The organism is Streptomyces sp. NPDC059452 (assembly GCF_042750035.1).
GTDB lineage: Bacteria > Actinomycetota > Actinomycetes > Streptomycetales > Streptomycetaceae > Streptomyces.
Window position 1 is genome coordinate 476958 of sequence record NZ_JBHYVE010000001.1, and the last position, 25115, is coordinate 502072.

A 25115-nucleotide genomic window follows, 5' to 3' on the forward strand; every position below is an offset into this window, starting at 1 on the left:
CACCTGGGTGTCCGGCCCGCCCGCCCGCGTACGCCGGTCCTCCGGAGCGGCGGCGGCCCGCGCTACGCCTCGCGCGATCCCGCGTACATCTCGTCGATCAGCTCCTGGTACTCCCGCTCGACGACCGGCCGCTTCAGCTTGAGGCTCGGGGTCAGCTCGCCGTGCTCGACGTCCAGGTCGCGCGGCAGGAGGCGGAACTTCTTGATGGTCTGCCAGCGCTGGAGCCCCTCGTTGAGGCGCTGCACGTACCCGTCGATGAGCTCGACGGTCTGCGGGGCGGCGACCACCTCCGCGTACTCCTTGCCCTCCAGGCCGTTCTCGGCGGCCCAGTTCAGGATGGTGGGGCCGTCGAGGGCGATGAGCGCGGTGCAGAAGTTCCGGTCCGCGCCGTGCACCAGGATGTTGGAGACGAACGGGCAGACCGCCTTGAACTGGCCCTCGACCTCCGCCGGGGCGACGTACTTGCCGCCCGACGTCTTGATCAGGTCCTTCTTGCGGTCGGTGATGCGCAGATAGCCGTCGGCCGACAGCTCGCCGATGTCCCCGGTGTGGAACCAGCCGTCCGACTCCAGGACCTCTTCGGTCTTCTCGGGCAGCTTGTGGTAGCCCTCCATGATGCCGGGGCCGCGCAGCAGGATCTCGCCGTCGTCCGCGATGCGCACCTCGGTGCCGGGGAGCGGCTTGCCGACGGTGCCGGTGCGGTAGGCCTCGCCCGGGTTGACGAAGGAGGCGGCGCTGCTCTCGGTGAGGCCGTAGCCCTCCAGGATGTGCACCCCGGCGCCCGCGAAGAAGAGACCGATGTCGGGGGCGAGGGCGGCGGAGCCGGAGATGCAGGCGCGCAGCCGGCCGCCGAAGGCGTCGCGGATCTTGGAGAAGACGAGCGCGTCGGCGACCTTGTGCTTGGCGCCGAGCGCGAAGGGGACGGACGCCTTGCCGGTGCGGCGGAAGTTGTCCTGGGAGACCTTCGCGTACTCGCGGGCGACCCCGGCCGCCCACTGGAAGATCTTGTACTTGGCGCCGCCGCCCGCACGGGCCTTGGAGGCGACCCCGTTGTAGACCTTCTCGAAGATCCGGGGGACGGCCGCCATGTAGGTCGGCTGGACCACCGGCAGGTTCTCGATGATCTTGTCGATGCGGCCGTCGATCGCGGTGACGTGGCCGACCTCGATCTGGCCCGAGGTGAGGACCTTGCCGAAGACGTGGGCGAGCGGCAGCCAGAGGTACTGCACGTCCTCGGCGGTGATCAGGCCGGTCGCCACGGTGGCCTTGGCCATGTACGACCAGTTGTCGTGCGGCAGCCGTACGCCCTTGGGGCGGCCGGTGGTGCCCGAGGTGTAGATGAGGGTGGCGAGCTGGTCGGCCGTGATGGCGGAGACCCGCTCGGTGACCGCGTCCGGGGTCTTGGCGAGGAGCTCGTTGCCGCGTGCCTCCAGGTCGTCCAGGCTGATGATCCAGCCCTCGGGGTCGCCCTCGGCGGGCTCGACGCCGGCCGGGTCGATGACGATGACATGGGCGAGGTCCGGCAGCTCGGTGCGGCGCTCGCGGGCCTTGGCCAGCTGCTCGGCGTCCTCCGCGACGAGGATGCGGCTCTCGGAGTCGGCGAGGATGAACGCGGACTCCTCGGCGTTCGTGGAGGGGTAGACCGTCGTGGTCGCGGCGCCCGCGCACATCACGCCGAGGTCGATGAGGATCCACTCCACCCGGGTGGCGGACGAGAGGGCGACCCGCTCCTCCGGCTGCACGCCGAGGGCGATCAGCCCGGCGGCGATCGCGTAGACCCGCTTCGCGGCCTGTCCCCAGGTCAGCGACTTCCAGTCGTCGGGGCCCGCGCCCGAGGCCGACGGGACCGGATAGCGGTACGCCTCCCCGTCGGGGGTCGCCGCAACGCGGTCGATGAAGAGGGCCGCCACGGAGGGCGGCCGGTTATCGATCAAGGTCTGTGTGTCGCTCACGACGTCCTCCGGGCCTGCGGCATTGCTACGACCGGCTTCTTTGATACTGCGACTTGCGACTACTGCTACTGCTGGTGTCCTGACTACTGCTGTCTTGACTACTGCTGGCGCTGTCCTGCTGCGCAACCTGCTTGTTCGGCTTGTTTAACTCACGAGTAACCCTCGATGCGTGATCAGAGTAGAGCGCACTCGGCCACCACGTAAGAGGCAACGGGCCGCCGCTTTCATAACGAAAGGGCCCCACCGCCGCACGGTACTGCGGCGAGGGGGCCCTTCGGTGCTCCACGCGGAGGCACGGTGAGGCGGGTCGTGGGAGAAGGGGCTACTTCTTGCCCTTGCTCTCCCCCGCGGACTCGTCGGTCGACAGCACCGAGATGAAGGCGTCCTGCGGAACCTCCACGTTGCCGACCATCTTCATCCGCTTCTTGCCCTCCTTCTGCTTCTCCAGCAGCTTCCGCTTACGGGAGATGTCACCGCCGTAGCACTTGGCGAGGACGTCCTTGCGGATGGCGCGGACCGTCTCACGGGCGATGACCCGGGCGCCGATCGCGGCCTGGATCGGCACCTCGAAGTTCTGCCGGGGGATGAGCTTCTGCAGCTTGGCGACGAGCCGGACGCCGTACGCGTACGCCTTGTCCTTGTGGGTGACGGCGGAGAACGCGTCCACCTTGTCGCCGTGGAGCAGGATGTCGACCTTGACGAGGTTGGCCGTCTGCTCGCCGGTGGGCTCGTAGTCGAGGGAGGCGTACCCCCGGGTCTTGGACTTCAGCTGGTCGAAGAAGTCGAAGACGATCTCGGCGAGCGGCAGGGTGTAGCGGATCTCGACCCGGTCCTCGGAGAGGTAGTCCATGCCGAGCAGGGTGCCGCGCCGGCCCTGGCAGAGCTCCATGATCGCGCCGATGAACTCGCTGGGGGCCAGCACCGTGGCGCGGACGACCGGCTCGTGCACCTTGTCGATCTTGCCCTCGGGGAACTCGCTCGGGTTGGTGACGACGTGCTCGCTGCCGTCCTCCATCTCGACCCGGTAGACCACGTTGGGGGCGGTTGCGATCAGGTCGAGGCCGAACTCGCGCTCCAGCCGCTCGCGGACCACGTCCAGGTGGAGCAGGCCGAGGAAGCCGACGCGGAAGCCGAAGCCGAGCGCGGCGGAGGTCTCCGGCTCGTAGACCAGAGCGGCGTCGTTGAGCTGGAGCTTGTCCAGCGCCTCGCGCAGGTCCGGGTAGTCCGAGCCGTCCAGCGGGTAGAGCCCCGAGAACACCATCGGCTTCGGGTCCTTGTAGCCGCCGAGCGCCTCGGTCGCCCCGTTCTGGAGGGAGGTGATCGTGTCACCGACCTTGGACTGCCGGACGTCCTTCACCCCGGTGATGATGTAGCCGACCTCGCCCACGCCGATGCCGTCGGCCGGGGTCATCTCCGGGGAGGACACCCCGATCTCCAGCAGCTCGTGGGTGGCGCCGGTCGACATCATCCTGATGCGCTCGCGCTTGTTGAGCTGACCGTCGACGACACGGACGTAGGTGACGACACCCCGGTACGAGTCGTAGACCGAGTCGAAGATCATCGCGCGGGCGGGGGCGTCCGCGACGCCGACCGGGGCGGGCACGTCCCGTACGACCCGGTCGAGCAGCGCGTCCACACCGACACCGGTCTTGGCGGAGACCTTCAGCACGTCCTCGGGCTGGCAGCCGATGAGGTTGGCCAGCTCCTCGGAGAACTTCTCCGGCTGTGCGGCGGGGAGGTCGATCTTGTTGAGCACCGGGACGATGGTGAGGTCGTTCTCCATCGCGAGATAGAGGTTGGCCAGCGTCTGGGCCTCGATGCCCTGGGCGGCGTCGACCAGCAGGACCGTGCCCTCGCAGGCGGCGAGCGAACGGGAGACCTCGTAGGTGAAGTCCACGTGGCCCGGGGTGTCGATCATGTTGAGGATGTGGGTGGCACCCGTGTCCTCGCCCGTGTTGGGCGCCCAGGGCAGCCGGACCGCCTGGGACTTGATGGTGATGCCGCGCTCGCGCTCGATGTCCATCCGGTCGAGGTACTGAGCACGCATCTGCCGCTGGTCGACCACTCCCGTCAGCTGAAGCATCCGGTCGGCAAGGGTCGACTTGCCGTGGTCGATGTGCGCGATGATGCAGAAGTTGCGGATCAGCGCCGGGTCGGTACGGCTCGGCTCGGGCACGTTGGAAGGAGTCGCGGGCACGCAGGGTCCTGATTCTTGAGACGCCGAACGCCGTGTCTCGGGTCGATGTCGGGTCGGTCGGATCGTCGGTCGGATCGATACGTAGGCTCCATCGTCCCACGCCTGCGGGACAGCGACCGGTTTGGGCCGGTCGGAGGGTGACTGCTACCGTGGACAGCTGTGCCTCGTGGCTCTCACGAGCGGCGTGGCTCACCTAGTAGATCCAATCGAACCTGAAAAGGCTCTTTCGTGGCGAACATCAAGTCCCAGATCAAGCGGAACAAGACCAACGAGAAGGCGCGCCTGCGCAACAAGGCCGTCAAGTCGTCGCTCAAGACCGCGATCCGCAAGGCCCGCGAGGCCGTCGTTGCCGGTGACGTCGAGAAGGCCACCACGGCCGTCCGCGACGCCTCCCGTCAGCTCGACAAGGCTGTCTCGAAGGGTGTCATCCACAAGAACGCCGCCGCCAACAAGAAGTCGGCGCTGGCGTCCAAGGTTGCCGCCCTGCAGGCCTGAGCTTCCTCCCGAAGCTCACTGATGTGACCGCCGGAACGGACTCGACGGGCCCTCTCTCCCGCCCCTGACCGGCACCCCGCGCCGCACACCGAACCTGCGTTCGCCACGCGGGTGCGGCGCACCAAGAGCGTGACCCGGAAGCCCCGGGCGCAGATCTCCCCAGGTCAGCGCCCGGGGCTTCCGCGCGTGACCGGGGCTTCCGCACGTGATGGCCGCGTTCGTACGTGAAGGCTGTTCAGCCCGCGCGGGCCAGCTCCAGCCGCGGCTCGGGCACCTTCCCGGCCCGTCCGGGGCAGCCCCAGCCCGGTCCGGGGGCATTTTCAGCCCGTCCGGGGGCAGCCCCAGCCCGGTCCGGGGGCTTTTTCAGCCCGTCCGGCGATTGAGGACGAAACCGGCGCCGCACAAGGGCCCGCACACCGCGGCGAACCGGGAAACCCCTACCGCCCCGCCCTCGCAGCCCGCGCAACAGCGACAACGGCCTTCTCCAGGGCGTACTCGGGATCGTCCCCCCCACCCTTCACCCCCGCATCCGCCGCCGCCACGGCCCGCAGGGCCACCGCGACCCCGTCCGGCGTCCACCCCCGCATCTGCTGCCGCACCCGGTCGATCTTCCACGGCGGCATCCCCAGCTCCCGCGCCAGATCCGCCGGCCGCCCGCCCCGCGCGGAGGACAGCTTCCCGATCGCCCGCACCCCCTGCGCCAGCGCACTGGTGATCAGCACGGGCGCGACCCCGGTCGACAGCGACCACCGCAGCGCCTCCAGCGCCTCCGCCGCCCGCCCCTCGACCGCCCGGTCGGCGACGGTGAACGACGACGCCTCGGCACGCCCCGTGTAGTAGCGCCCGACGACCGCCTCGTCGATCGTCCCCTCGACATCCGCGATCAGCTGGGACACCGCACTGGCCAGCTCCCGCAGATCGCTGCCGATGGAGTCGACCAGCGCCTGGCACGCCTCGGGCGTCGCGGACCGGCCGTGGGTCCGGAACTCCGACCGTACGAAGGAGAGCCGCTCGGCCGGCTTGGTGGTCTTCGGGCAGGCGACCTCCCGGGCACCGGCCTTGCGCGCCGCGTCCAGGAGCCCCTTGCCCTTGGCCCCGCCCGCATGGAGCAGGACGAGCGTGATCTCCTCGACCGGGACGCCGAGATACGCCTTGACGTCCTTGACCGTGTCGGCCGCGAGATCCTGCGCGTTGCGCACGATCACGACCTTGCGCTCGGCGAAGAGCGAGGGGCTGGTGAGCTCGGCGAGCGTGCCGGGCTGCAACTGGTCGGACGCCAGATCACGGACATCCGTATCGGCGTCGGCAGCGCGGGCCGCCGCCACCACCTGCTGCACCGCACGGTCCAGGAGGAGGTCCTCCTGGCCCACGGCGAGGGTGAGGGGGGCGAGCGGATCGTCGGTGGAATTCTTCCTGGTGGCCATCGCGATCCAGCATCCCACGACCCACTGACAGCCCGGCAGCCCGATCCACGCCCGGGCCGCCCCGGCCGCCCCGGGGCGTGGGGCACCGATGCCCGTACCGGAGAATGACCGGGTGAGCGATGTGAGACATGTACTGGTACTGCCGGACCGCGACGCCGCCGAGGAGGTGGCCGGGGAGCTGGCAGACCGTTTCGGGGTCGCCGAGGAACCCCAGCTCGTACGGGACGCCCTGGCCGGTGAGGACGACGCCGAGGACGCCCAGTGGCTGGTGGTCGTGGAGGACCCGGCCGGACGCCTGGACCCCGCGGCGCTGGACGAGTTCGCCGCGGAGTACGAAGGGTGGCTGGAGAAGCCGTAGCGTACGGCCCGCTCAGCCCTTGGGGACGATCTGGATGTCCAGGTCGATGGCGATGCTGGGGCCCACCACGGCTATGCCCTTCGCCAGCATGGTCTGCCAGGTGAGGGTGAAGTCCTCGCGGTGCAGTTCGGTGGTGGCCCGGCAGGCGGCCCGCCTCTCGCCCTGGAGGCCGTTGCCGAGGCCGAGGTACTGGGTGTCCAGTGTCACCGTACGGCTGACCCCGTGCAGGGTCAGCGCACCCGTGACGCCCCAGCGGGAGCCGCCCCGGTGGACGAAGCGCTCGCTGTAGAACTCCAGCGTCGGGAAGCGTCCGACGTCGAGGAAGTCACCGGAGCGCAGATGGTCGTCGCGCATCTGGACGTTGGTGTCGATGGACGCCGCGTCGATGATCACGTGCATGGCCGAGTCCTCCATGCGGTCGGCGATCCGCACCGCCCCGGCGAAGGTGTTGAACCGGCCGTGGATACGGGCCAGGCCGATGTGGCGGGCCGTGAACCCGATCTGCGAGTGATTCGGCTCGACCTCCCAGTCCCCCGGTTCCGGCAGCTGCGGAGGGGCCGTGACCTGGAGCGTCACATCGCCGAGCATCGCGTGACCGCCCTCGGTCACCGTCGCCGCCCCGTGGAAGGGCGTGAAGCCCTCGGCCGTCACCGCCAGCCGGTAGTCACCCGCCGGAACCGTGGCCAGCACCGACCCGAAGGGGTCCGTCTCACCGCCCACGATCTTGCGGCCCGCCCCGTCCGTGATGACGAACTCGGCCTGCCGCACCGGTTCGTTGACCGGGTCCAGCACCCGGCAGCTGAGGACGCCCGCGGAACGGTGCACCCGGAATCCGGCAAGGGCCCCACCGCGCCCCGCACCCGCCTGGCTCCTGCTTCCCAGCCAACGGCCGAACATCTTCTCCGTACCCCCAGGGGCGCTTCGTACCTCGGGGCCTCTGACAGGTGGACGTCGTTGTCGGAATACAGCGGCCCGCCGACGAGTACGCATTCGATCACCATTGAGGCGTTCGAGGCAAACGGAGTGCCTGGGCAGGTCTTGTACGGGGGTGGGGTGAGCCGTACGGAGGTGTGCGCGAAGATCCGCCTTTGGGCGTTTGCGCGACGGCCACCGGGCACTGCCCGATACGGACCGCGCCTTTCCCGATGCGGATACGGACGACAGGACCTAGGGCTGTCGGCCGAGGCGCGGTGCGGGAGACGGTGGCTAGCGTGCGCCCCATGACGAACCCCGAACCTCCGCGCAGCCCGGAGCAGCGCCTGCGGGACACCCTCAGCCGTCTCCGCGACGACCGGGACGCCTGGGTGGCCACCGCTTCCCCGGACGGCACCCCCTGTCTGGTGCCGCTGTCGTTCCTCTGGGACGGGGAGACCCTGCTCATGGCGACACGGGCGACCAACCCCACGGCGGTCAATGTGACCCCCACCGGCCCGATCAGGGTCACCCTCGGCACCACCCGTGACGTGGTGCTCATCGAGGGGGACGCGGAGACCGTCAAGGGGGCGGACCTCCCCTCCGCCGACGGCGACGCGTTCGCGGCGAAGTTCGCGTGGGACCCGCGGAAGCGCTCCCCGTGGGTGTACCTGCGCATCACCCCGCACACCGTCCGGGCCTGGCGGGAGGTGAACGAGCTGGCCGACCGCGACCTGATGCTCTCCGGCATCTGGCTGACCCGGCCCTCCCCCGCCCCGGCAGACGCCCCGTCCTGAACGCCCGCGCTCCCCGCGCCGCTCCTCTCACCAGGTGCAGCCCTCACGTCACCACACGCGTCCCCCTTCACGAACGCCCCACCGCCCGCAGCTCCTTGCCCGTGCCCGTCACCGCGATGGCACCGTCGGTGTCCGTACGCAGGACCTGCGCACCGGCGGCCCTGAGCGCGTCGACGGTCCGGGGCGCCGGATGGCCGTACGGGTTGTCCGCGCCGCAGGAGATGAGCGCCAGCCTCGGCCGGGCGCTGTGCAGCAGCCCCGCGTCCTGGAAGGCGGAGCCGTGGTGGGCCACCTTGAGGACGTCCACCCGGGGCAGTCCGGCGGGGCTGTGCAGCAACCCCCGCTGGGCCGGTGGTTCGAGGTCGCCGAGGAGCAGCAGCGTCACGCCTCCGGCAGCCCGTACGTGCAGGGTCACGCTGGAGTTGTTGGGCCCCTGCGCCGCCCCGGCCGCTCCCGGACCGTCGCTCGGCCAGATGACCCGCCAGTCGAGCGGCCCCGCCCTGCGTCGCTCGCCCGGCACCGCCCGTAGGGTCGCGACCCGGGCCGAGGCCGCCGTACGCCGCACGAACGCCGCCTGCTCGGGCGGCTCGTCCAGGCTCGTCGTCTGGACGGCGCCCACGGACCTCCCCCGCAGTACGCCGGGCAGTCCGCGCACATGGTCGGCGTGGAAGTGGGTGAGGATCACGAGCGGTACCCGGGTGACACCGAGATCGCGCAGACAGCGGTCGACGGCACGGGGGTCGGGCCCTGCGTCGACGACCACACCCGCGCCCTCCCCGGCCGCGAGCACCATCGCATCGCCCTGCCCGACGTCGCACAGCGTGAACGCCCAGCCCGGCGGCGGCCACCCGGTCACCATGCGGGTCAGCGGGGGTGGCCGCACCACCACGAGGACCAGGAGCAGCGCGACGGCCGCGCAGACCCAGGGATGGCGTGCCAGCCGAGGGGCGAGGAGCACCGCCAGGGCGGTGAGGGCCGCGAGGAGGGCGGCACCGGCCCAGCCTCCGGGCCACGGGACCTCCGCCCCGGGAAGGTCCGCCCCCGTACGGGCCACCGCGGCGATCCACCCGACGGGCCAGCCCGCGACCCGGGCCAGCAGCTCGGCCACCGGAGGGGCGACCGGGGCGACGGCGAGGGCCAGGAACCCGAGCACCGTCGCGGGCGCCACCGCGAACTCCGCCAGCAGGTTGCACGGGATCGCCACCAGACTCACCCGCGAGGCCAGAACCACCACGACGGGCGCGCACACCGCCTGCGCGGCGGCGGCCGCCGCCAGCACCTCGGCGAGCCGGGGAGGCACCCCACGCCGTTGCAGCGCCGCGCTCCACCTCGGCGCGAGGGTCAGCAGCGCGCCCGTGGCCAGGACCGAGAGCAGGAACCCGTAGCTCCGGGCCAGCCAGGGGTCGTACAGCACCAGGAGCACAACGGCCGCCGCCAGAGCGGGGATCAGGGATCTGCGGCGGCCGGTTCCGATGGCGAGCAGGGTGATGAGGCCGCACGCCGCCGCACGCAGGACGCTCGGCTCCGGGCGGCAGACGACGATGAACACGAGCGTCAGCGCCCCGCCGATCAACGCGGTCCCCCGCAGGGAGATGCCCAGTTTCGGCGCCAGTCCGCGCCGTTCACTGGTGAGCGCCGATCCGGGCGGGCCGATGAGAAGGAAGAGGAGAATGGACAGATTCGATCCGGAAACGGCCAACAAGTGCGTCAGGTCGGTTGCCTTGAAGGCATCGTGCAGTTCCGGCGAGACCCTGGACGTGTCCCCGACCACCAGCCCCGGCAGCAGCGCCCGCGCGTCCGCGTCGAGCCCGTCCGTCGCCTCCCGCAGCCCGGAGCGCAGCTCCCCCGCCGCACGTTGGACCTGCGTGGGAGGTCCGGTGATCCGGGGTGGCCCCTCGGTCTCCACCCGCAGGACGGCGGCCAGGCGTTCACCGGCGTGGGCCGGGGGCGAGAGACGGCCGCCGACACGGAGCCGGGTGGACGGCAGCAGCCTCTGCCACTCCGCCCGGTCGCCCCCGGGCGAGACCATGAGGAGGGCCGGTGTACGGACCCGGGTACGGTGGCCGCCCGGTTCGGCCACCTCGATGATGTCGGCGTTGAGCAGGAGAGCGGGCGGGGTGCTGTGGCTCCCCCGCACGCCGGGGCGGGTCGTCCGGGGGTCCGATGTCACCCGCACCTCGGCGTCGACCCGCGCATGCTCCTGCGCCAGCCCCGGAACGGGCCCCCGCCGCACGTCGGCACCGTGCAGGCCCGCCGTGGCACCACCCGCCGCCGCACAGAGCAACACGGCCCCCACCGCGGCGGCCCGCCTCCCACCGACGGACACGGATGCCCACCCGTATCCGGCCGATCCGGTGGCCCGCTTGCCCCCGGCGGGCGCGGCGCGGTGGCTGCCTCCGACGGACGCGGCGCCTTGCCCACTTCCGGCAGACGCAACAGCCTGCCCACCCCCGGCTGACACGGCGGTCCGCTTGCCCCCGACGGACGAAGCGCAGTGGCTGCCTCCGGCAGATACGGCGCCTTGCCCGCTTTCAGGGGACGTGACAGCCCGCCCGCTTCGGGCAGGAGCGACGGCCCGCCTGCTTCCGCCGGACGCGATGGCCAGCAGCACGAGCGCCGCAGCGGCACAGGCCACCGACCCCGCCGCCACCCAGCGTCCCGGCAGTCCCAGCGCGAGGGCCGCGGCTGCCCAGACCGCCAGTGCGGGCGGGATGAGCCGCAGGTCCACCGGCCCCTCCTCCCGCGCGCGGGCCGCCGCCCCCGGCACTCCGCTCGTGGCTACGGCGGTAACGCGGTCGGCCACGCCCGCACCGCTGCCCGCCCCACGGCTGCTCATGGCTGCACCAGCGGCCGGAGGTCGGCGAACCGGCGGTCGCCGATGCCGTTGACCTGCCGGAGCTCGTCGACGGACCGGAATCCGCCGCTCTCCGTGCGGTGGTCGATGATGTGCTGCGCCAGCACGGGCCCGATCCCCGGCAGGGCTTCGAGCTGCTCCTTGGTCGCCGCGCTCAGGCTGAGCGGTGCGGCCGGACCGGGCGGCGGCCCCGGTGCGCCCGCCGCGCCGCCCGCCGCGCCGGGGGCGTCCCGGTCCTGGGGAAGCCCCACCAGGACCTGCTCGCCGTCCATGAGGACGCGCGCCCGGTTGAGCGCCGTGACATCGGTCCCGGCGCGCACACCGCCCGCCGCCCGGAGCGCGTCCGCCACCCTCGAACCGGCCGGAAGGCGCTGGACGCCCGGCCGGTGCACCTTGCCGCTGACGTCCACGACGATCTGCCCGGCCGCTCCCGGCGGAGGGGAGGGCGGTGCACCGGCAGCCGGCCCGGGCACCTGATCCACGCCTCCGGGCCGTAACGCGTCCTCGGCCACCGCGGACGCCCCCGACTCCACCGCTTCGGGCGCCCGCACACCCTGCGGCCGCACGGACCAGAAGTGGAACGCGGCGAGGCAGAGGGCGGCCAGCAGGACCAGGGCCAGCGCCGCGAGCGTCCGTGGTGCCAGTCCCCACCTGAGCCGCACCCATACCGGCACCCGGTCCCAGAGCCCCGACGCCACATGCCACGCCCGCACCGGCCCACGCACCTGCGTCCGAGCACCCTCTTCCGTGCCCTCGCCCACGCTGTCGTCGGACAGGACGGACGGACTCGGGCTCGGGCTCGTGCTTGTACGCGGACTCGAACTCGAACTCGAACTCGAAGTGAGGGTGGAGTACGGGCCCGGGTCATGGGCCACGCCCGGGCCCGGTCCCCCTGCCATCAGCGCGTCCGCCCGGCGCCGCGCGGACGCCGCGGCCAGGGCGGCACGACCCCGCGCGGACCCCTGCCTGCCATGGCGGGCGCCGGGCCGGGCACCCGGACGGAGCCCCGCCCTCCCGCTCGGGCGGCTGCCAGGGCCTCGCCGCACCCGGGACCCGGCCGCCGGAGCGCGTTCGGCGGCGGCCGCCGCTCGCGCAGCCGCACCACCGAAGGCCGGAGGCGGAGAAGTCGCAGGCGGCACGGCAGCGGACGAGGGCGCAGGAACGGAAGCGGGGGCGGAAGCGGCGGACTGCTGGTCAGGGGCGGTGGACAGGTGGTCGGGGATCGATACCCGAGACGATCGAAGGGCCATGCCTCACGACGGTAGGCACAACCGCCCGAACCCGCTGAGCAGCCCCGATTCCTGTGGACAACCGGCCAGTTGTGGATATCTCGGTCACTCGTCCGAGGGCTGCGAGACCTCCGGGGCGCCCCGCCGGGCACCCCGCCGGGCGCACTCCGCCGGGGACACCCCGCCCCTCACCTCGGCGAGATCACCGCGCCGAGCAGCCCCGGCCCCGTGTGCGCCCCGATCACCGCTCCCACCTCGCTGACGTGCAGATCGGCCAGGCCCGGCACACGTTCCCGCAGCCGCTCGGCCAGCCGCTCCGCGCGGTCCGGCGCGGCGAGGTGGTGGACGGCGATGTCCACCGCCGCCTCACCGGCCCGCTCGGCGACGATCTCCTCCAGGCGGGCGATGGCCTTGGACGCCGTCCGTACCTTCTCCAGCATCTCGATCCGGCCGCCGTCGAGCTGGAGGATCGGTTTCACCGCGAGCGCGGAGCCCAGCAGCGCCTGGGCCGTGCCGATACGGCCGCCCCGGCGCAGATAGTCCAGAGTGTCGACATAGAAGTAGGCGGATGTTCCGGCGGCCCGCTTCTCCGCCGCCGCCACGACCTCGTCCAGGCTGCCGCCCGCCTCCGCGGCCTCCGCCGCCGCGAGGGCGCAGAAGCCCAGGGCCATGGCGACCATGCCGGTGTCCACCACCCGTACCGGGATCGGGGCGTCCTTCGCCGCGAGCAGCGCGGCGTCGTACGTGCCCGAGAACTCCGCCGACAGATGCAGGGAGACCACCGCCCCGGCTCCGGCCCCGGCCGCCGCCCGGTACGTCTCGGCGAAGACCTCGGGGCTGGGGCGGGAGGTGGTCACGGAGTGGCGTTTCTGCAGGGCCAGGGCCAGCGAGCGGGCCGAGATCTCCGTGCCTTCCTCCAGCGCCTGACCGCCCAGGACGACGGTCAGCGGCACCGCGGTGATGCCGTGCCGTTCCATCGCCTGGCGCGGCAGATAGGCCGTTGAATCGGTGACGACAGCGACATGGCGGGACATGAGGCGGAGGTTACCTGCCGAGCTGGGAGTGCGGGAGCCCGGCCCCGTCACTCTGATCATTCGTGGTCACTTCGGAACGCATCCTGCTCACCCACGACCACGGAGGCATCGCCCCGAGCGCCGGGAGCCGAGTCCCGAGCGCCGGAAACCGCGTAGGGCTCAGTTGGTCGTCTCCGGCCGGGCCGACTTCTGCCACGGGTACCTCGTCCGCAGCTGGGGGTCCGGCGCGGTGATCGCCTGCGGGGCCTCCGCCCCGGCCGGGCCGCCCCAGGACTCGTCCGCCGTGGCGCTGTTCCCGGTCCCGGCGGCCGGCTCGGGCCACTCCACCCCGGTGTCGGCCGCCCGCGTGGCTCCGGTGCCCGGCCGCCGGGAGGCCCCCGGGCCCGAAGCGCGCGGTGACTGCTCCTCCGTCGTCCAGTGGCGCAGGGCCCCCGCTTCGATGTCGATCTGTGCGTTCAGCGCGTCCAGGTCGTCGTCGGCGAACTGCCGCGCCCGGTCGCGCGCCGCCCACCGCAGTGAGTCCGCCGAGTGCGTGATCCGCTGGGTGCGCTCCTTCAGCTGCGGCAGCAGCGCGGCGACCGTCGCCCGGTCCGGCTCGCGCTCCAGCCGCTTCAGCTCGTCGTCCAGCTCCAGGCCGTGGGTGCTCAGCCGCTGGAAGAGGCCCACCGACTCGGCGAGCGAGGGGTCCTCGGCGACACCCGCGTGCAGGGCGTCCTGGGTGGCGCGCATGGAGGTGCGCAGGGTCAGCCGGAGCTGGGCCAGCTCACCCGCGACGCCCGGCTGACCGAAGCTCTTGGCCCGGAGCGTGGTGTCCTCCACGCTGCGCCGGGCCTGGGTGATCGTGCGGTCCACGCCGCGCTTGGCCGCGCCGACCACCTTCACCGTCGCGTAGACCCCGAGTGCGACGAACGCGAAGAAGAGCAACGCCACCACCGCGATCACGGCTTCGACTCCCATGGATGCCCCTCGGTGTCTCGATGCGGCCGCCGATACCGGTCGCCCCCTCCACGGTAAACGGAACGGGCAGGCCGAGGGTTCCTTCGGAACCCCCAACCTGCCCGTAGGGGATGGCCCCGACTACGTACAGAGGCACATCACGCAGAGCGGAGGAGCGTCACGCGGGGACGATGTTCACCAGCTTCGGCGCGCGCACGATGACCTTGCGGATCCCGGCCCCGCCCAGCGCCGCGACGACCGCCGCGTCCGCCAGGGCCAGCGCCTCCAGCTCCTCGTCCGTGATGGAGGGCGAGATCTCCAGGCGGGCCCGGACCTTGCCCTTGATCTGGACGACGCAGGTGACGGTCTCGTCCACGACGTACGCCGGGTCGGCGACCGGGAAGTCCTGGTGGACGACGGACTCGGTGTGGCCCAGCCGACGCCAGAGCTCCTCCGCGATGTGCGGGGCCAGCGGGGCGATCAGCAGGACCAGCCGCTCGGCCACGGACCGCGACAGCGGGCCGCCCGCCTTCGTCAGGTGGTTGTTCAGCTCGGTGATCTTGGCGATGGCGGTGTTGAACCGCATCCCCTCCAGGTCCTGGCCGACCCCGTCGATGGCCTTGTGCAGGGCTCGCAGGGTGTCCTCGCCGGGCTCCGTGCCGACGACCGTGACCTCCCCGGTCTCCTCGTCGACCACATTGCGCCACAGCCGCTGGAGCAGCCGGTACTGGCCGACCACGGCACGCGTGTCCCAGGGGCGCGAGACGTCCAGCGGGCCCATCGCCATCTCGTACAGGCGCAGGGTGTCCGCACCGTACTCGGCGCAGATCTCGTCCGGCGTGACCGCGTTCTTCAGGGACTTGCCCATCTTGCCCAGGACGCGGCTGACCTTTTCGCCCTCGTAAGAGAAGGCGCCGTCGCGCTCCTCCACCTCGGCGGCGGGGACGGCGATGCCCCGGGCGTCGCGGTAGACGAAGGCCTGGATCATGCCCTGGTTGTACAGCTTGTGGAACGGCTCGGCCGACGAGATGTGGCCCAGGTCGTGCAGCACCTTGGACCAGAAGCGCGCGTACAGCAGGTGGAGCACGGCGTGCTCGGCGCCGCCGACGTACAGGTCGACACCGCCGGTGGGCTGACCCTCGCGCGGGCCCATCCAGTACTGCTCGATCTCCGGGTCGACCAGCTGCCGGTCGTTGGTCGGGTCCAGGTAGCGCAGCTCGTACCAGCAGGAACCGGCCCAGTTGGGCATGGTGTTGGTCTCGCGGCGGTACTTCCGCGGACCGGCGCCGTCGCCCAGGTCCAGCGTGACGTTGACCCAGTCGGCGTTGCGCGACAGCGGGGTCTCGGGCTGGGCGGACGCGTCCTCCGGGTCGAAGGTGCGCGGCGAGTAGTCCTCGACCTCGGGCAGCTCCAGCGGCAGCATCGACTCGGGCAGCGGGTGGGCGATGCCGTCCTCGTCGTACACGATCGGGAAGGGCTCGCCCCAGTAGCGCTGGCGGCTGAACAGCCAGTCGCGCAGCCGGAAGTTGACGGTGCCCTCGCCGACGCCGCGCTCCCGCAGCCAGTCGGTGATCCGCGCCTTGGCCTCGACGACGCCCAGGCCGTCCAGCGAGATCTCGTCGTTGGCGGAGTTGACCAGCTTCGCTTCGTACGAGCCGAAGGCGTCGTCCCATGTGGAGGGGTCGGTGCCGCGGTCGTCCGACGGCTGGACGACACAGCGCATCGGGAGCTCGAAGGCGCGCGCGAAGGCGAAGTCGCGCGCGTCGTGCGCCGGTACGGCCATGATCGCGCCGGTGCCGTAACCCATCAGGACGTAGTCCGCGATGAAGACGGGGATCTTCTCGCCGCTGGCGGGGTTGGTCGCGTACGCGCCGGTGAAGACACCGGTCTTGTCCTTGGCCTCGGCCTGCCGCTCGACGTCGGACTTGGCCGCGGCCTGCTTGCGGTACGCGGTGACGGCCTCGGCCGGGCTCGCGTGGCCGCCGGTCCAGACCGGGTGGGTGCCCTCGGGCCAGGCGGCCGGGATGATCCGCTCGACCAGCTCGTGCTCGGGGGCCAGCACCATGTAGGTGGCGCCGAACAGGGTGTCCTGGCGGGTGGTGAAGACGGTGATGCCGCCCGCGCTGTCGACCGGGAACTCGACGCGGGCGCCCTCGGAGCGGCCGATCCAGTTGCGCTGCTGCAGCTTGATGGCCTCGGGCCAGTCCAGCCCGTCCAGGTCGTTCAGCAGCCGGTCGGCGTAGGCGGTGATGCGCATGTTCCACTGACGCAGCTTGGCCTTGAAGACGGGGAAGTTGCCGCGCTCGGAGCGGCCGTCGGCGGTGACCTCCTCGTTGGCCAGCACGGTGCCCAGCCCCGGCGACCAGTTGACGGGCGCGTCGGAGGCGTACGCCAGGCGGTACTGGCCCAGCAGGTCGGCGCGCTCGGCGGCGCTCAGCGCGCTCCATTCACGGCCGTCGGGGGTCGCCCGCGTGCCGTTCTCGAACTGCTCGACCAGCTCGGCGATCGGGCGGGCCCGGTCGGCCTCGGTGTCGTACCAGGAGTTGAAGATCTGCAGGAAGATCCACTGCGTCCACTTGTAGTACTCGGCCTCGATCGTCGCGAAGGAGCGGCGCTTGTCGTGGCCCAGGCCCAGCCGGCGCAGCTGGACCTTCATGTTCTCCATGTTGGCCTCGGTGGAGACCCGGGGGTGCGTGCCCGTCTGGACCGCGTACTGCTCGGCGGGCAGGCCGAACGCGTCGAAGCCCAGGGTGTGCAGCACGTTGTGGCCGGTCATCCGCTGGTGGCGGGCGTAGACATCGGTGGCGATGTAGCCCAGCGGGTGTCCGACGTGCAGCCCCGCGCCCGAGGGGTACGGGAACATGTCCATGATGAACTTCTTCGGCCGGGCGGCCAGCTCCGGGTCGCCCGCCAGGTCACCGGTGGGGTTCGGCGCCTCGTACGTCCCCTCGGCGTCCCAGAAGTCCTGCCAGCGTGCCTCGATGTCGGCGGCCATCGCCGCCGTGTAGCGGTGCGGCGCGGCCGTCTCGGCTGCGGAATTCGTCTCGCTCATGATCCTCAAAGCTCCATCGATCGTCATCTGCCGGGAAACGAAAAATCCCCTCGCACAGGAGGGGACGCCGCGCTGACACCGACCAGGCGTTCTCACCGGTCGGGTCTGTTCAGCGCGGCTCGCTAAGCAGAAGGCGTACGGCACGCATGGCGTCAGGGTACCGCACGAGCCCGGATGGGAGCGGGGAGTAACCGGAGGGCGGACTTCACGTGCGCGGGGCGGAAACCCTACTGCTCACTCGTCACCTTCAGTAGCGGACGCGTGACCTTTCCGTGGGTGCGCGGTGTGCGTCCGGCGGGCATCCAATGGGTTTTCTGCGGAATCCTGGGGCGCTTCCGGGGGCAGAGGGAACGCCCGGGAAGCGGCGGTTACTCCGCGTACCGACTTCTATCGGGGCAACCGAGCAAAGCCCGTACTGGCTGGTATGGGGCGTCCTAGCATGCGGCAACGGGACCGCTTTGCCGAACTATTCGGAGTCGCCCCCATGAACCCTCATCGCAAGATCCGCGTATCCCCCACCATGAGCCCCGGAATGAGTCGGCCTGTACAGGGCGGCCTGACTGTCACCGCCCTGGTTTTCGTCCCTCTGCTCGCCGTCGCAGGGAGCGACGGCTTCCGCGCCACCCTCGATTTCACCACCGGCGTCCTGTCGCTGGTGTCGCTCACCGCGGCCGTCGCCTGGGGCCTGCTGGCCACCGACCGGCTGTTCCTCTCCACCCGTCAGCGGATCATCTGCCAGGGCGTCCACCGGGCCACGGCCGTGGCCGCGCTCGGCTTCCTGCTGCTGCACGGGACCGTGAAGGTCGCCCTGGGGCACGTTTCTGTGATCGGCGCCCTCATACCCTTCGGCCTCGGCTTCACGGGCACGGCAGGGCTGATCGGCTTCGGCTCGCTGGCCGGGCTGCTGATGGTGGTCACGGCCACGACCGGCGCCCTGCGCAGCGCGTTCGCCCAGCCCTCGCCCGCGGCCACCCGGCTCGGGCAGTCGCTGGGCTCCCCCCGGGAGACGGGCGGGATCGCGGGCCGGTGGCGCGCCCTGCACGCCCTGGCCTATCCGGCCTGGTGCGCCGCGCTGATCCACGGCCTGTACGCGGGCCGGGCACCCGCCACCTGGGTCGTCGTGATGTACGGCCTCTGCCTCACCGCCGTCGCCGGGGCCCTGTGCCTGCGGCTGCTGCCCCGCCCGACGAAGCGCCGGATCACCGACCGGATCACCGCGCTGCTGAACCCCGAGGCGGACTACGACGTACCGGACCCGGTCCTGCGGGCCGCCCCGCCGCCGGGCGCGGAGCGCGGGCCCGGCATGGACCGCGAGGCGGCTTCCGGGGACCCCGCCGGGTGGAGCGAGCCCGGCCGGGGGGTCCGGGGCACTCCGGTGCGCCCGCGCACCCTGTCGGCTCCGGCGCCGCCGATACCGCCGCTCGTACCCCCGTCCGTACCGCTGTCCGGCGCGCTGCACGAAGCGCCGACGGAGCTGCTGTACGGGGTCCAGCCGCCGTACGAACCGTCCACGCCGTACGAACCGTCCGCGCTGTACGAACCGCCGCCGCGCAGTTCCGACCGGCTCGCGGACGGCCCGGAGGGCGGGCCGACGGGCGGTCTGACGATGGGGCCGCCGGCCGGGCCGGGGATCTCGGCCGGATACCGCGCCGTCTCCCAGGCCGGTGGCCCCACGCCGCCGCCGGACACCCGCTGGCCCGCGCCCTCCCCCGCTCCCCCCGCGCAGGCCCACCACCGCACACACGGAGCCGAACACACCTACGAGCACACCTACGCGCCCCCGCAGGAACCACCCCTGTACGCGTCACCGCTCCACACGACGCCTCCGTACGGCACACCGGCCCACGGCACAGCCGACGCGACGCCTTCCTTCGGCAGCGACCCGACCCTCAGCACCCCAGCGCCTTCCTACGAAGCACGCCCCGAAGCGCCGCACCAGGTGCCCCAACAGGCCGCCTACGGCTCCTCCCCGTACGAAGCCCCCTACAGAGCCACCCCGATGGCCGAGACCCACAACGCCGAACCCCACACCACAGCCACCGCCGGAACCGGCACCGAGCCGGCCACCGGCCCGTTCTCCGCGCCCCCGGCCGGTGAGCCCTGGCACGCACCCGCAGGAGAGCGACCGTGAACGACCCCCTCCCCGATGTTCCCGAGGTCCGCGTCGTCGGCCTGCCGCAACTGACCACGGGCTTCGACCTGGTGGAGCGGCTCGACCTCGCCATGCACCTGAAGGTGCACGGACCTCTCGAACCGATGACCGGCGAGCGGCTGGCCGAGCTGGCCGAAGCGATCTCCCTGTGCGGGCGCGGCGGCGCCGGGTTCCCCTTCGGCAAGAAGCTGCGGGCGGTGGCCAAGGCGTCCATCCGGCGCGGAGTGCGCCCCGTCGTCGTGATCAACGGGAGCGAGGGCGAGCCCGCCTGCCGCAAGGACACCGTCCTGCTCAACCGCGCCCCGCACCTGATCCTGGACGGCGCCCTGCTCGCCGCTGAGGCGCTCGGCGCGCGCACGCTGGTCGTCGCCGTCACCCGTAACTCCACCGAGGTCTCCGTACGCGCGGCACTGGCCGAGCGCGGCCTCTCCGACCGGCGCGGCCAGCACCTGCGCGCCCGGGTGGTCCGCACCCCGGAGCGCATGGTCTCCGGCGAGGCGTCCTCGGTGATCCGGGCGGCGAACGGCGGCCCGGCCCTGCCACCGGGACGGCGCGAGCGGGCGGCGGAGACCGGGGTCGCCGGCTCCCCGACCCTGCTGTCGAACGCGGAGACGTACGCGCAGCTCGCCGTCGCCGCCCGGATCGGCCCCCGCCGCTACGGGCACACCGGACTCCCGAACGAACCGGGCACCGTCCTGCTCACCGTTTCCGGCGCCGTGGCCCGGCCCATGGTCGTCGAGGTGCCGACCGGCGTCCCGCTGCGGTACGTCCTCCAACTGGCCGGAGCCCCGCCGCTGCCCCAAGGGGTGCTGACGGGCGGGTATCACGGCAACTGGATCGACGCGGTCGCCTCCCACAACGCGGTCATATCCCGGGAGTCCCTGGCCACCGTGGGCGGCGCCCTGGGCGCGGGCGCGATCCTGCCGATCGGGCCGGAGACCTGCCCGCTGGGCGAGTCCCTCCGGATCGCGAACTGGCTGGCCGCCGAGACCGCCGGGCAGTGCGGCCCGTGCAAGCTGGGGCTCCCGGCGGCGGCGGGCGGGCTCTCCGACGTGCTGAACGGGGGCGGGCCCGCCGCGCTGGAGGCCCTGCGCGAGGTGACTCAGGCCGTGAAGGGCCGGGGCGCGTGCAAGCATCCGGACGGTTCGGCGCGGTTCCTTCTTTCGACGCTGTCGGCGTTCACGGACGACCTCGCCGCCCATGTCCTGGACGGCGGCTGCGGCCGCGAGACGCTCGGTGTACTGCCGCTGCCCGCCTCCGGCCACCAGGACGTGGAGGAGTCGATCCCGAGCGGCGAGAAGCTGGCGGTGGACTGGACGCTCTGCCAGGGCCACGGCCTCTGCGCGGACATCGTGCCCGAGCTCATCAGACTGGGCCCCGACGGCTATCCGGCGCTGGCGGACGCTTCCGTACCGATGCATCTGCGCGGGCGTGCCCAGCGGGCCGTACGGCGCTGCCCCGCGCTGGCGCTCCGGATCGAGCAGCCGCCCACCGAGCAGCGCCCCGCCCTGCCCGCCCCCAACCGGCGGGCCCTGGGCAGCGGGCGCGGCTGAACAGGCCGAGGGGCCGGGCGCCGGACCGGGCGACAAACCAAAAGAAGCGGGCCACCCGATCCGGGTGGCCAGGTTTTTTAAAGTGGATCGAAGGAGTAATGGAGAACAGTCAAACAGGATGCCCTGCAGGCGGGGTTCCAACTGAGCTATAGCCCCTTGCTGTTTGCCGCCCGGTCTCCCTTGGCGACATCGAGAACATTACACGGTCCCCCCGGCGCTTCACCAAATCGCTTCCGGTGCGTACCGATATGCCCGAATCATCCCGGGCGTTGAACCGTCAGCCGCAGGTCAGAGGGTCACACCGCCGGACCGCTGGGCCGTCAGACCGCCGGGCCGCCGGGCCCTCACGCCGTCGCGAAGGAGTAGAACCGCTTGAGCGTGCAGTGCTCCTCCAGGAGCCGTCCGTAGATCGGCTCCCCCTCAAGCTCCCGGTACGTCTCGATGGGGTCGCCTTTTATGATCAGCGCCCGGGCGCATTCCTCGCACCAGTACTGGTATTCCGGGTTGACCGGGTCCATGTCCCGGACAATGGGCGTACCACTGCCGCACCAGTCGCACTTACGCCTGTGTGCACCCATCAGTCAGCTCCAGCTGTGGCCGCAGGCCGTGCACACGTAGGAGACCCCTCCGTTGTCACCCAGGACCTGGGCGACGTGGGACGAACCACAGGACGGACAGCCGAGACGAGGCCGGTCGGCAAGGGGCAGGTCGGGGACGTGCTCGCGACTCGCAGGCATCGCGCTCCCTCCCGATCGGTCCGTCGCCCCCTCCGGCGCTCCGATTCTGCCATGGCCCCGCAAGGGGGTCAGCCCGCTGCACGTCTCCATACAGAAGATCCCGCCCCCAAACGGGGACGGGATCTTGATTGTGGAGCTAAGGAGAATTGAACTCCTGACCTCCTGCATGCCATGCAGGCGCTCTACCAACTGAGCTATAGCCCCGCTGTCCGCTGTGTTTCCCTGCGTTTCCGCGCTGCGAACAAGAAGAACTTTAGCCTGTGACCTGCCGGAAAGTGAAATCCGGCCGGGACGGCCCGATGACCGGCCCTGGTTGACCGGTCCTGGTCGACCGGCCCTAGTCGTCGTCGCCGAGCACCGGCTCCGGCAGCGTGCCGGCGTTGTGCTCCAGCAGCCGCCAGCCGCGGGCGCCCTCGCCCAGGACGGACCAGCAGCAGTTCGACAGCCCGCCGAGCCCTTCCCAATGGTGCGCCTCCAGGCCCAGCAGCCGGCCGATCGTCGTCCTGATCGTGCCGCCGTGGCTGACCACGACGAGCGTGCCGTCGGCGGGCAGCTTCTCGGCGTGCTCCAGGACGACCGGAGCGGCCCGGTCGGCGACCTCGGTCTCCAGCTCACCGCCGCCCCTGCGCACCGGCTCGCCGCGCTTCCACGCCGCGTACTCCTCGCCGTGGCGCTCGATGATCTCCCCGTGCGTCAGGCCCTGCCAGACGCCCGCGTACGTCTCCCGGAGTGCGGCGTCGTGGGAGACGGTGAGGCCCGTCACGGCGGCCAGCTCGGCGGCCGTGGCCGCCGCCCGCCGCAGATCGGACGCGACCACGGCGTCGGGCTTCAGCGAGGCGAGCAGCCGGGCGGCCCTGCGGGCCTGCCCGACGCCCTCTTCGGTCAGCTCGATGTCCGTGGAGCCCTGGAAGCGCCGCTCCAGGTTCCACGCGGTCTGGCCGTGACGCCACAGGACGATCTTGCGGCCCCTGCCGCTGCGACTGCCGTTCAGCTCTGGTCACCTTCCGTGCTGCCGTTGAGCTGTGCGTGCTCCTCGGCCTTGCCGCGGGTCTTGACCGCGTCCTCGGGGAGGGCGATCTCCGGGCAGTCCTTCCACAGACGCTCCAGCGCGTAGAAGACGCGCTCCTCGCTGTGCTGGACGTGGACGACGATGTCGACGTAGTCGAGGAGGATCCAGCGGGCGTCGCGGTCGCCCTCACGGCGCACCGGCTTGGCGCCGAGCTGCTTCTGGAGCTGCTCCTCGATCTCGTCGACGATCGACTTGACCTGACGGTCGTTGGGGGCCGAGGCCAGCAGGAAGGCGTCGGTGATCGACAGCACATCACTGACGTCGTAGGCGATGATGTCGTGCGCGAGCCGGTCGGCGGCCGCCTGAGCGGCGGCGTTGATGAGCTCGATGGAGCGGTCCGTGGCGGTCACATGCAGGCTTTCGTCGGCGGTCGGATGCAACCTCTAGGGTCTCACGGACCGCCGACAGCCCTTCACTCCTCGGCGCGCACCGGCCGTGAGCTGCGGAAAGGGTCTCGCCGGACGGCGGCGGAGTGCCGGCCGACGAGACCCTGACGGCGTCACTTGATCTTGTAGTTCTGGCCGAGTACGGCGGACACGTCGGCGTTGGCGGCCGGCTCGCCCTTCTTCACGGCACCGGCGGGCAGCCCCAGGGTCTTGGCGACCTCCGTGGCCTTCTCCTTGTCCTCGGCGCTCCGGTAGAGGACGACGGACTCGGCCTCGGTGTCGGCCTTGCCGCTGCTCACGAAAGCGTAGCCGCCGTTGACGAGCGCGACCCGGGCCGACTCCCCGGCGCGTTCGTCCCCGGTGGCGTTGCGGACGGCGACCCGGACGGGCGCGCCCGCTTCGGGAGCCTTCACCGTGCCGCCGAGGATGTCCTTGACGACACTGCGGGTGGCCGCGTCGGTGAGGGTTCCGTCGTCCTGGACCGGCAGCATCGTCGTCTTGTAGTCACCGACCTTGGCGCGCGAGGCCAGCTTGGCGAGCGAGGCCCCGAGGTCCTTCTCCGGCAGCGACGGGTCCAGGACCTGCGCCAGCGTCTCCACGGTGACGGTCGCGGCCTTGGGGTCCTCGGAGATCTTGCGCAGCACCGCGCGCATGACCTCCCCGAACCGGTTCAGCTGCTTGGCCTCGGCCTCGCCGGGGGCCAGGTAGGTGGCGTACGCGACGGCCATCGGGCCGCTGAGCGTCTGCCCCTCCCCCTTCTTCACGAGAGGCGCGGCGCCCTTCTTGGCGTCGGGCACATCGGTGTCGGTGTCCATCTCGATGTTGCCGACCTGCTCGACGAGGATCTCCAGGTACGGGGTGTCCAGCCGCCACGTTCCGCTGATCCTGGTACCGAGGAGGGTTTCGATCGCCTCCCGGGTGCCGGTCCTGCCGTCGTCGTCCACGGACTTGCCCAGCGTGGTGCCGGCCCCGTCCTCACCGGCGACGGCGAGGGTGTTCGGCAGCAGGACGGTGGTGCCCTGCTTGGTGGTGGCGTTGTCCACGAGCAGGGCCGTGGAGGTGCCGCCCTTCTTGGTGTTGTGGAGGTGCACCACGATGACGTCGCGCTCCTGCGCACCGGCCGAGGCGGCCTTCTTCTCCTCCGAACCGGAGAGGCCGGGGAGCAGGTCGGCGGACCAGAGGTAGCCGACCCCGCCGACGACCACGAGCACGGCGGCGACGATCAGCGCGATCATCCGGTTGCGGCCCTTGCGCCGCGCCTCCTCGCGCCGCTCGCTGCGGCTCTCGGTGAACTTGAGCCAGTCGATGACGTCCTCGGAGTCCTCGTCGGGCTCCTCGATGAACGAGAACTGCTCGGTGCGGTAGTCCGGGGCGGGACCGCGCTGCCCGGGGACGGCGGGGTCGGACTCCGGCTCCGCCGAGGGCTCCCGCCGGGGGGCCTGCCCGGTTGCCTGGCCGGTTGCCTGGCCGGGGGCTTGCCCAGGGGCCTGCTCACGGGCGGGCTGTGCGGCGGGCTGCGGGGCCTGTTCCGGTGCGGGGGCGGCGGCCTGCTGCGGGATGTTCCACTGCTCACCGGTGTCGACCGCGGCCGACTGCTGGTGCTGGTGCTGGTGGGACTGCTGCTGGCCGGTGGCGTAGCCGTAGTCGGTGTAGCCCCCGTAGCCGTAACCCTGCTGCCCGTACGTCTGATCGTTGTTCTGGCCGCCCTGGTCCTGCTGGGGCTGCTGCTGGCCCGCATAGGGGTCGTACGGCTGGGCCTGAGGCTGCTGGGTCTGGCCGTACGGGTCGTATCCGTACCCCGTCCCCGGGGCCTGGCCCTGGCCCTGCTGGGCGGCGTAGGGGTCGTACTGCTGCCCGCTCTGCTGCTGCCCCTGCTGCTGGTACACCGGCTGCCCGTACTCGTCGTAGCCGATGATCTGCGGCTGCTGGTAGTACGGGTCGTGGTCGTACGGGTTCTGTCGGTCGTTCACCGGTGCCC

Annotated in this window: 18 protein-coding genes and 1 tRNA gene; 5 read left to right on the forward strand and 14 right to left on the reverse strand. The window is 71.8% G+C overall.

Annotation, left to right across the window (positions count from 1 at the left end):
- Window positions 1-62: 62 nt before the first annotated feature.
- Together ACFW9Z_RS02235 and lepA are read right to left on the reverse strand one after the other, a co-directional pair.
- Window positions 63-1952, reverse strand: coding sequence for an AMP-dependent synthetase/ligase (locus ACFW9Z_RS02235; RefSeq protein ID WP_384632966.1), 1890 nt, complete (start codon window positions 1950-1952; stop codon window positions 63-65).
- A 322-nt stretch (window positions 1953-2274) separates the two neighbouring features.
- The gene (lepA, locus tag ACFW9Z_RS02240; RefSeq protein WP_384632969.1) at window positions 2275-4149 is read right to left on the reverse strand and encodes a translation elongation factor 4; all 1875 of its coding nucleotides are present in this window, start codon (window positions 4147-4149) and stop codon (window positions 2275-2277) included.
- Window positions 4150-4377: 228 nt separating this feature from the next.
- Between lepA and rpsT the strand changes: the two genes are divergently transcribed.
- The gene (gene rpsT / locus ACFW9Z_RS02245) at window positions 4378-4644 is read left to right on the forward strand and encodes a 30S ribosomal protein S20 (RefSeq protein WP_384632972.1); all 267 of its coding nucleotides are present in this window, start codon (window positions 4378-4380) and stop codon (window positions 4642-4644) included.
- A gap of 437 nt (window positions 4645-5081) precedes the next feature.
- Here rpsT and holA read toward each other — a convergent pair whose 3' ends face one another.
- Window positions 5082-6068: a DNA polymerase III subunit delta gene (gene holA / locus ACFW9Z_RS02250; protein ID WP_384632975.1), complete on the reverse strand. Its 987-nt coding sequence runs from the start codon at window positions 6066-6068 to the stop codon at window positions 5082-5084.
- A gap of 112 nt (window positions 6069-6180) precedes the next feature.
- Between holA and ACFW9Z_RS02255 the strand changes: the two genes are divergently transcribed.
- Window positions 6181-6426 (forward strand): hypothetical protein, encoded by a 246-nt coding sequence (locus tag ACFW9Z_RS02255; RefSeq protein WP_239475925.1) that lies wholly within the window; start codon window positions 6181-6183, stop codon window positions 6424-6426.
- Window positions 6427-6438: 12 nt separating this feature from the next.
- Here the strand turns inward: ACFW9Z_RS02255 and ACFW9Z_RS02260 are convergent, their stop codons facing one another.
- A complete protein-coding gene (locus tag ACFW9Z_RS02260) occupies window positions 6439-7323 on the reverse strand; it encodes a YceI family protein (protein ID WP_384632978.1) in 885 nt (294 codons plus the stop codon).
- A 323-nt stretch (window positions 7324-7646) separates the two neighbouring features.
- Here ACFW9Z_RS02260 and ACFW9Z_RS02265 point away from each other — a divergent pair, with 323 nt between their 5' ends.
- The gene (locus ACFW9Z_RS02265; RefSeq protein WP_384632981.1) at window positions 7647-8135 is read left to right on the forward strand and encodes a pyridoxamine 5'-phosphate oxidase family protein; all 489 of its coding nucleotides are present in this window, start codon (window positions 7647-7649) and stop codon (window positions 8133-8135) included.
- Window positions 8136-8202: 67 nt separating this feature from the next.
- On the opposite strand, the gene ACFW9Z_RS02270 is transcribed toward ACFW9Z_RS02265, so the two are convergent.
- The 5 genes from ACFW9Z_RS02270 to leuS form a co-directional block, all read right to left on the reverse strand.
- Entirely contained in the window at window positions 8203-10971 is a 2769-nt protein-coding gene (locus ACFW9Z_RS02270) for a ComEC/Rec2 family competence protein (protein WP_384632984.1), read from the reverse strand.
- Window positions 10968-11633: a helix-hairpin-helix domain-containing protein gene (locus tag ACFW9Z_RS02275; RefSeq protein ID WP_384633372.1), complete on the reverse strand. Its 666-nt coding sequence runs from the start codon at window positions 11631-11633 to the stop codon at window positions 10968-10970. Before ACFW9Z_RS02275 ends, ACFW9Z_RS02270 begins: the two co-directional genes overlap by 4 nt.
- A 773-nt stretch (window positions 11634-12406) precedes the next feature.
- The gene (locus ACFW9Z_RS02280) at window positions 12407-13252 is read right to left on the reverse strand and encodes a DegV family protein (RefSeq protein ID WP_384632987.1); all 846 of its coding nucleotides are present in this window, start codon (window positions 13250-13252) and stop codon (window positions 12407-12409) included.
- A gap of 159 nt (window positions 13253-13411) precedes the next feature.
- The gene (locus ACFW9Z_RS02285) at window positions 13412-14209 is read right to left on the reverse strand and encodes a hypothetical protein (protein WP_384632989.1); all 798 of its coding nucleotides are present in this window, start codon (window positions 14207-14209) and stop codon (window positions 13412-13414) included.
- Between the two features lie 157 nt (window positions 14210-14366).
- The gene (leuS, locus tag ACFW9Z_RS02290) at window positions 14367-17240 is read right to left on the reverse strand and encodes a leucine--tRNA ligase (RefSeq protein WP_384632992.1); all 2874 of its coding nucleotides are present in this window, start codon (window positions 17238-17240) and stop codon (window positions 14367-14369) included.
- A gap of 532 nt (window positions 17241-17772) precedes the next feature.
- On the opposite strand from leuS, the gene ACFW9Z_RS02295 reads away from it, so the two are divergent.
- Together ACFW9Z_RS02295 and ACFW9Z_RS02300 are read left to right on the forward strand one after the other, a co-directional pair.
- Window positions 17773-19371, forward strand: a complete 1599-nt coding sequence (locus ACFW9Z_RS02295; RefSeq protein WP_384632995.1) for a hypothetical protein — start codon at window positions 17773-17775, stop codon at window positions 19369-19371.
- Window positions 19368-20945, forward strand: coding sequence for an NADH-ubiquinone oxidoreductase-F iron-sulfur binding region domain-containing protein (locus tag ACFW9Z_RS02300; protein ID WP_384632997.1), 1578 nt, complete (start codon window positions 19368-19370; stop codon window positions 20943-20945). The genes ACFW9Z_RS02295 and ACFW9Z_RS02300 overlap by 4 nt, the downstream gene beginning before the upstream one ends.
- A gap of 344 nt (window positions 20946-21289) precedes the next feature.
- Here the strand turns inward: ACFW9Z_RS02300 and ACFW9Z_RS02305 are convergent, their stop codons facing one another.
- The 5 genes from ACFW9Z_RS02305 to ACFW9Z_RS02325 all read right to left on the reverse strand — a co-directional run bounded on the left by ACFW9Z_RS02305 (window position 21290) and on the right by ACFW9Z_RS02325 (window position 25107).
- Window positions 21290-21523, reverse strand: a complete 234-nt coding sequence (locus ACFW9Z_RS02305; protein ID WP_073216832.1) for a hypothetical protein — start codon at window positions 21521-21523, stop codon at window positions 21290-21292.
- Window positions 21524-21813: 290 nt separating this feature from the next.
- Window positions 21814-21886 (reverse strand) — tRNA-Ala (locus tag ACFW9Z_RS02310).
- Window positions 21887-22019: 133 nt separating this feature from the next.
- Window positions 22020-22673 carry a histidine phosphatase family protein gene (locus ACFW9Z_RS02315; RefSeq protein WP_384633375.1) on the reverse strand — a complete coding sequence of 218 codons (654 nt, stop codon included), beginning with the start codon at window positions 22671-22673 and terminating at the stop codon, window positions 22020-22022.
- Window positions 22670-23101 (reverse strand): ribosome silencing factor, encoded by a 432-nt coding sequence (gene rsfS, locus ACFW9Z_RS02320; protein WP_384633000.1) that lies wholly within the window; start codon window positions 23099-23101, stop codon window positions 22670-22672. The genes ACFW9Z_RS02315 and rsfS overlap by 4 nt, the downstream gene beginning before the upstream one ends.
- Window positions 23102-23250: 149 nt before the next feature.
- A complete protein-coding gene (locus ACFW9Z_RS02325) occupies window positions 23251-25107 on the reverse strand; it encodes an LCP family protein (protein WP_384633002.1) in 1857 nt (618 codons plus the stop codon).
- Window positions 25108-25115 lie beyond the last annotated feature (8 nt).

Coding starts and splice junctions, on each gene's coding strand:
- holA (WP_384632975.1), bottom strand. CDS start 6,068: ATGGCCACCAGGAAGAATTCCACCGACGATCCGCTCGCCCCCCTCACC.
- ACFW9Z_RS02260 (WP_384632978.1), bottom strand. CDS start 7,323: ATGTTCGGCCGTTGGCTGGGAAGCAGGAGCCAGGCGGGTGCGGGGCGC.
- ACFW9Z_RS02265 (WP_384632981.1), top strand. CDS start 7,647: ATGACGAACCCCGAACCTCCGCGCAGCCCGGAGCAGCGCCTGCGGGAC.
- ACFW9Z_RS02270 (WP_384632984.1), bottom strand. CDS start 10,971: ATGAGCAGCCGTGGGGCGGGCAGCGGTGCGGGCGTGGCCGACCGCGTT.
- ACFW9Z_RS02280 (WP_384632987.1), bottom strand. CDS start 13,252: ATGTCCCGCCATGTCGCTGTCGTCACCGATTCAACGGCCTATCTGCCG.
- ACFW9Z_RS02285 (WP_384632989.1), bottom strand. CDS start 14,209: ATGGGAGTCGAAGCCGTGATCGCGGTGGTGGCGTTGCTCTTCTTCGCG.
- leuS (WP_384632992.1), bottom strand. CDS start 17,240: ATGAGCGAGACGAATTCCGCAGCCGAGACGGCCGCGCCGCACCGCTAC.
- ACFW9Z_RS02295 (WP_384632995.1), top strand. CDS start 17,773: ATGAGTCGGCCTGTACAGGGCGGCCTGACTGTCACCGCCCTGGTTTTC.
- ACFW9Z_RS02305 (WP_073216832.1), bottom strand. CDS start 21,523: ATGGGTGCACACAGGCGTAAGTGCGACTGGTGCGGCAGTGGTACGCCC.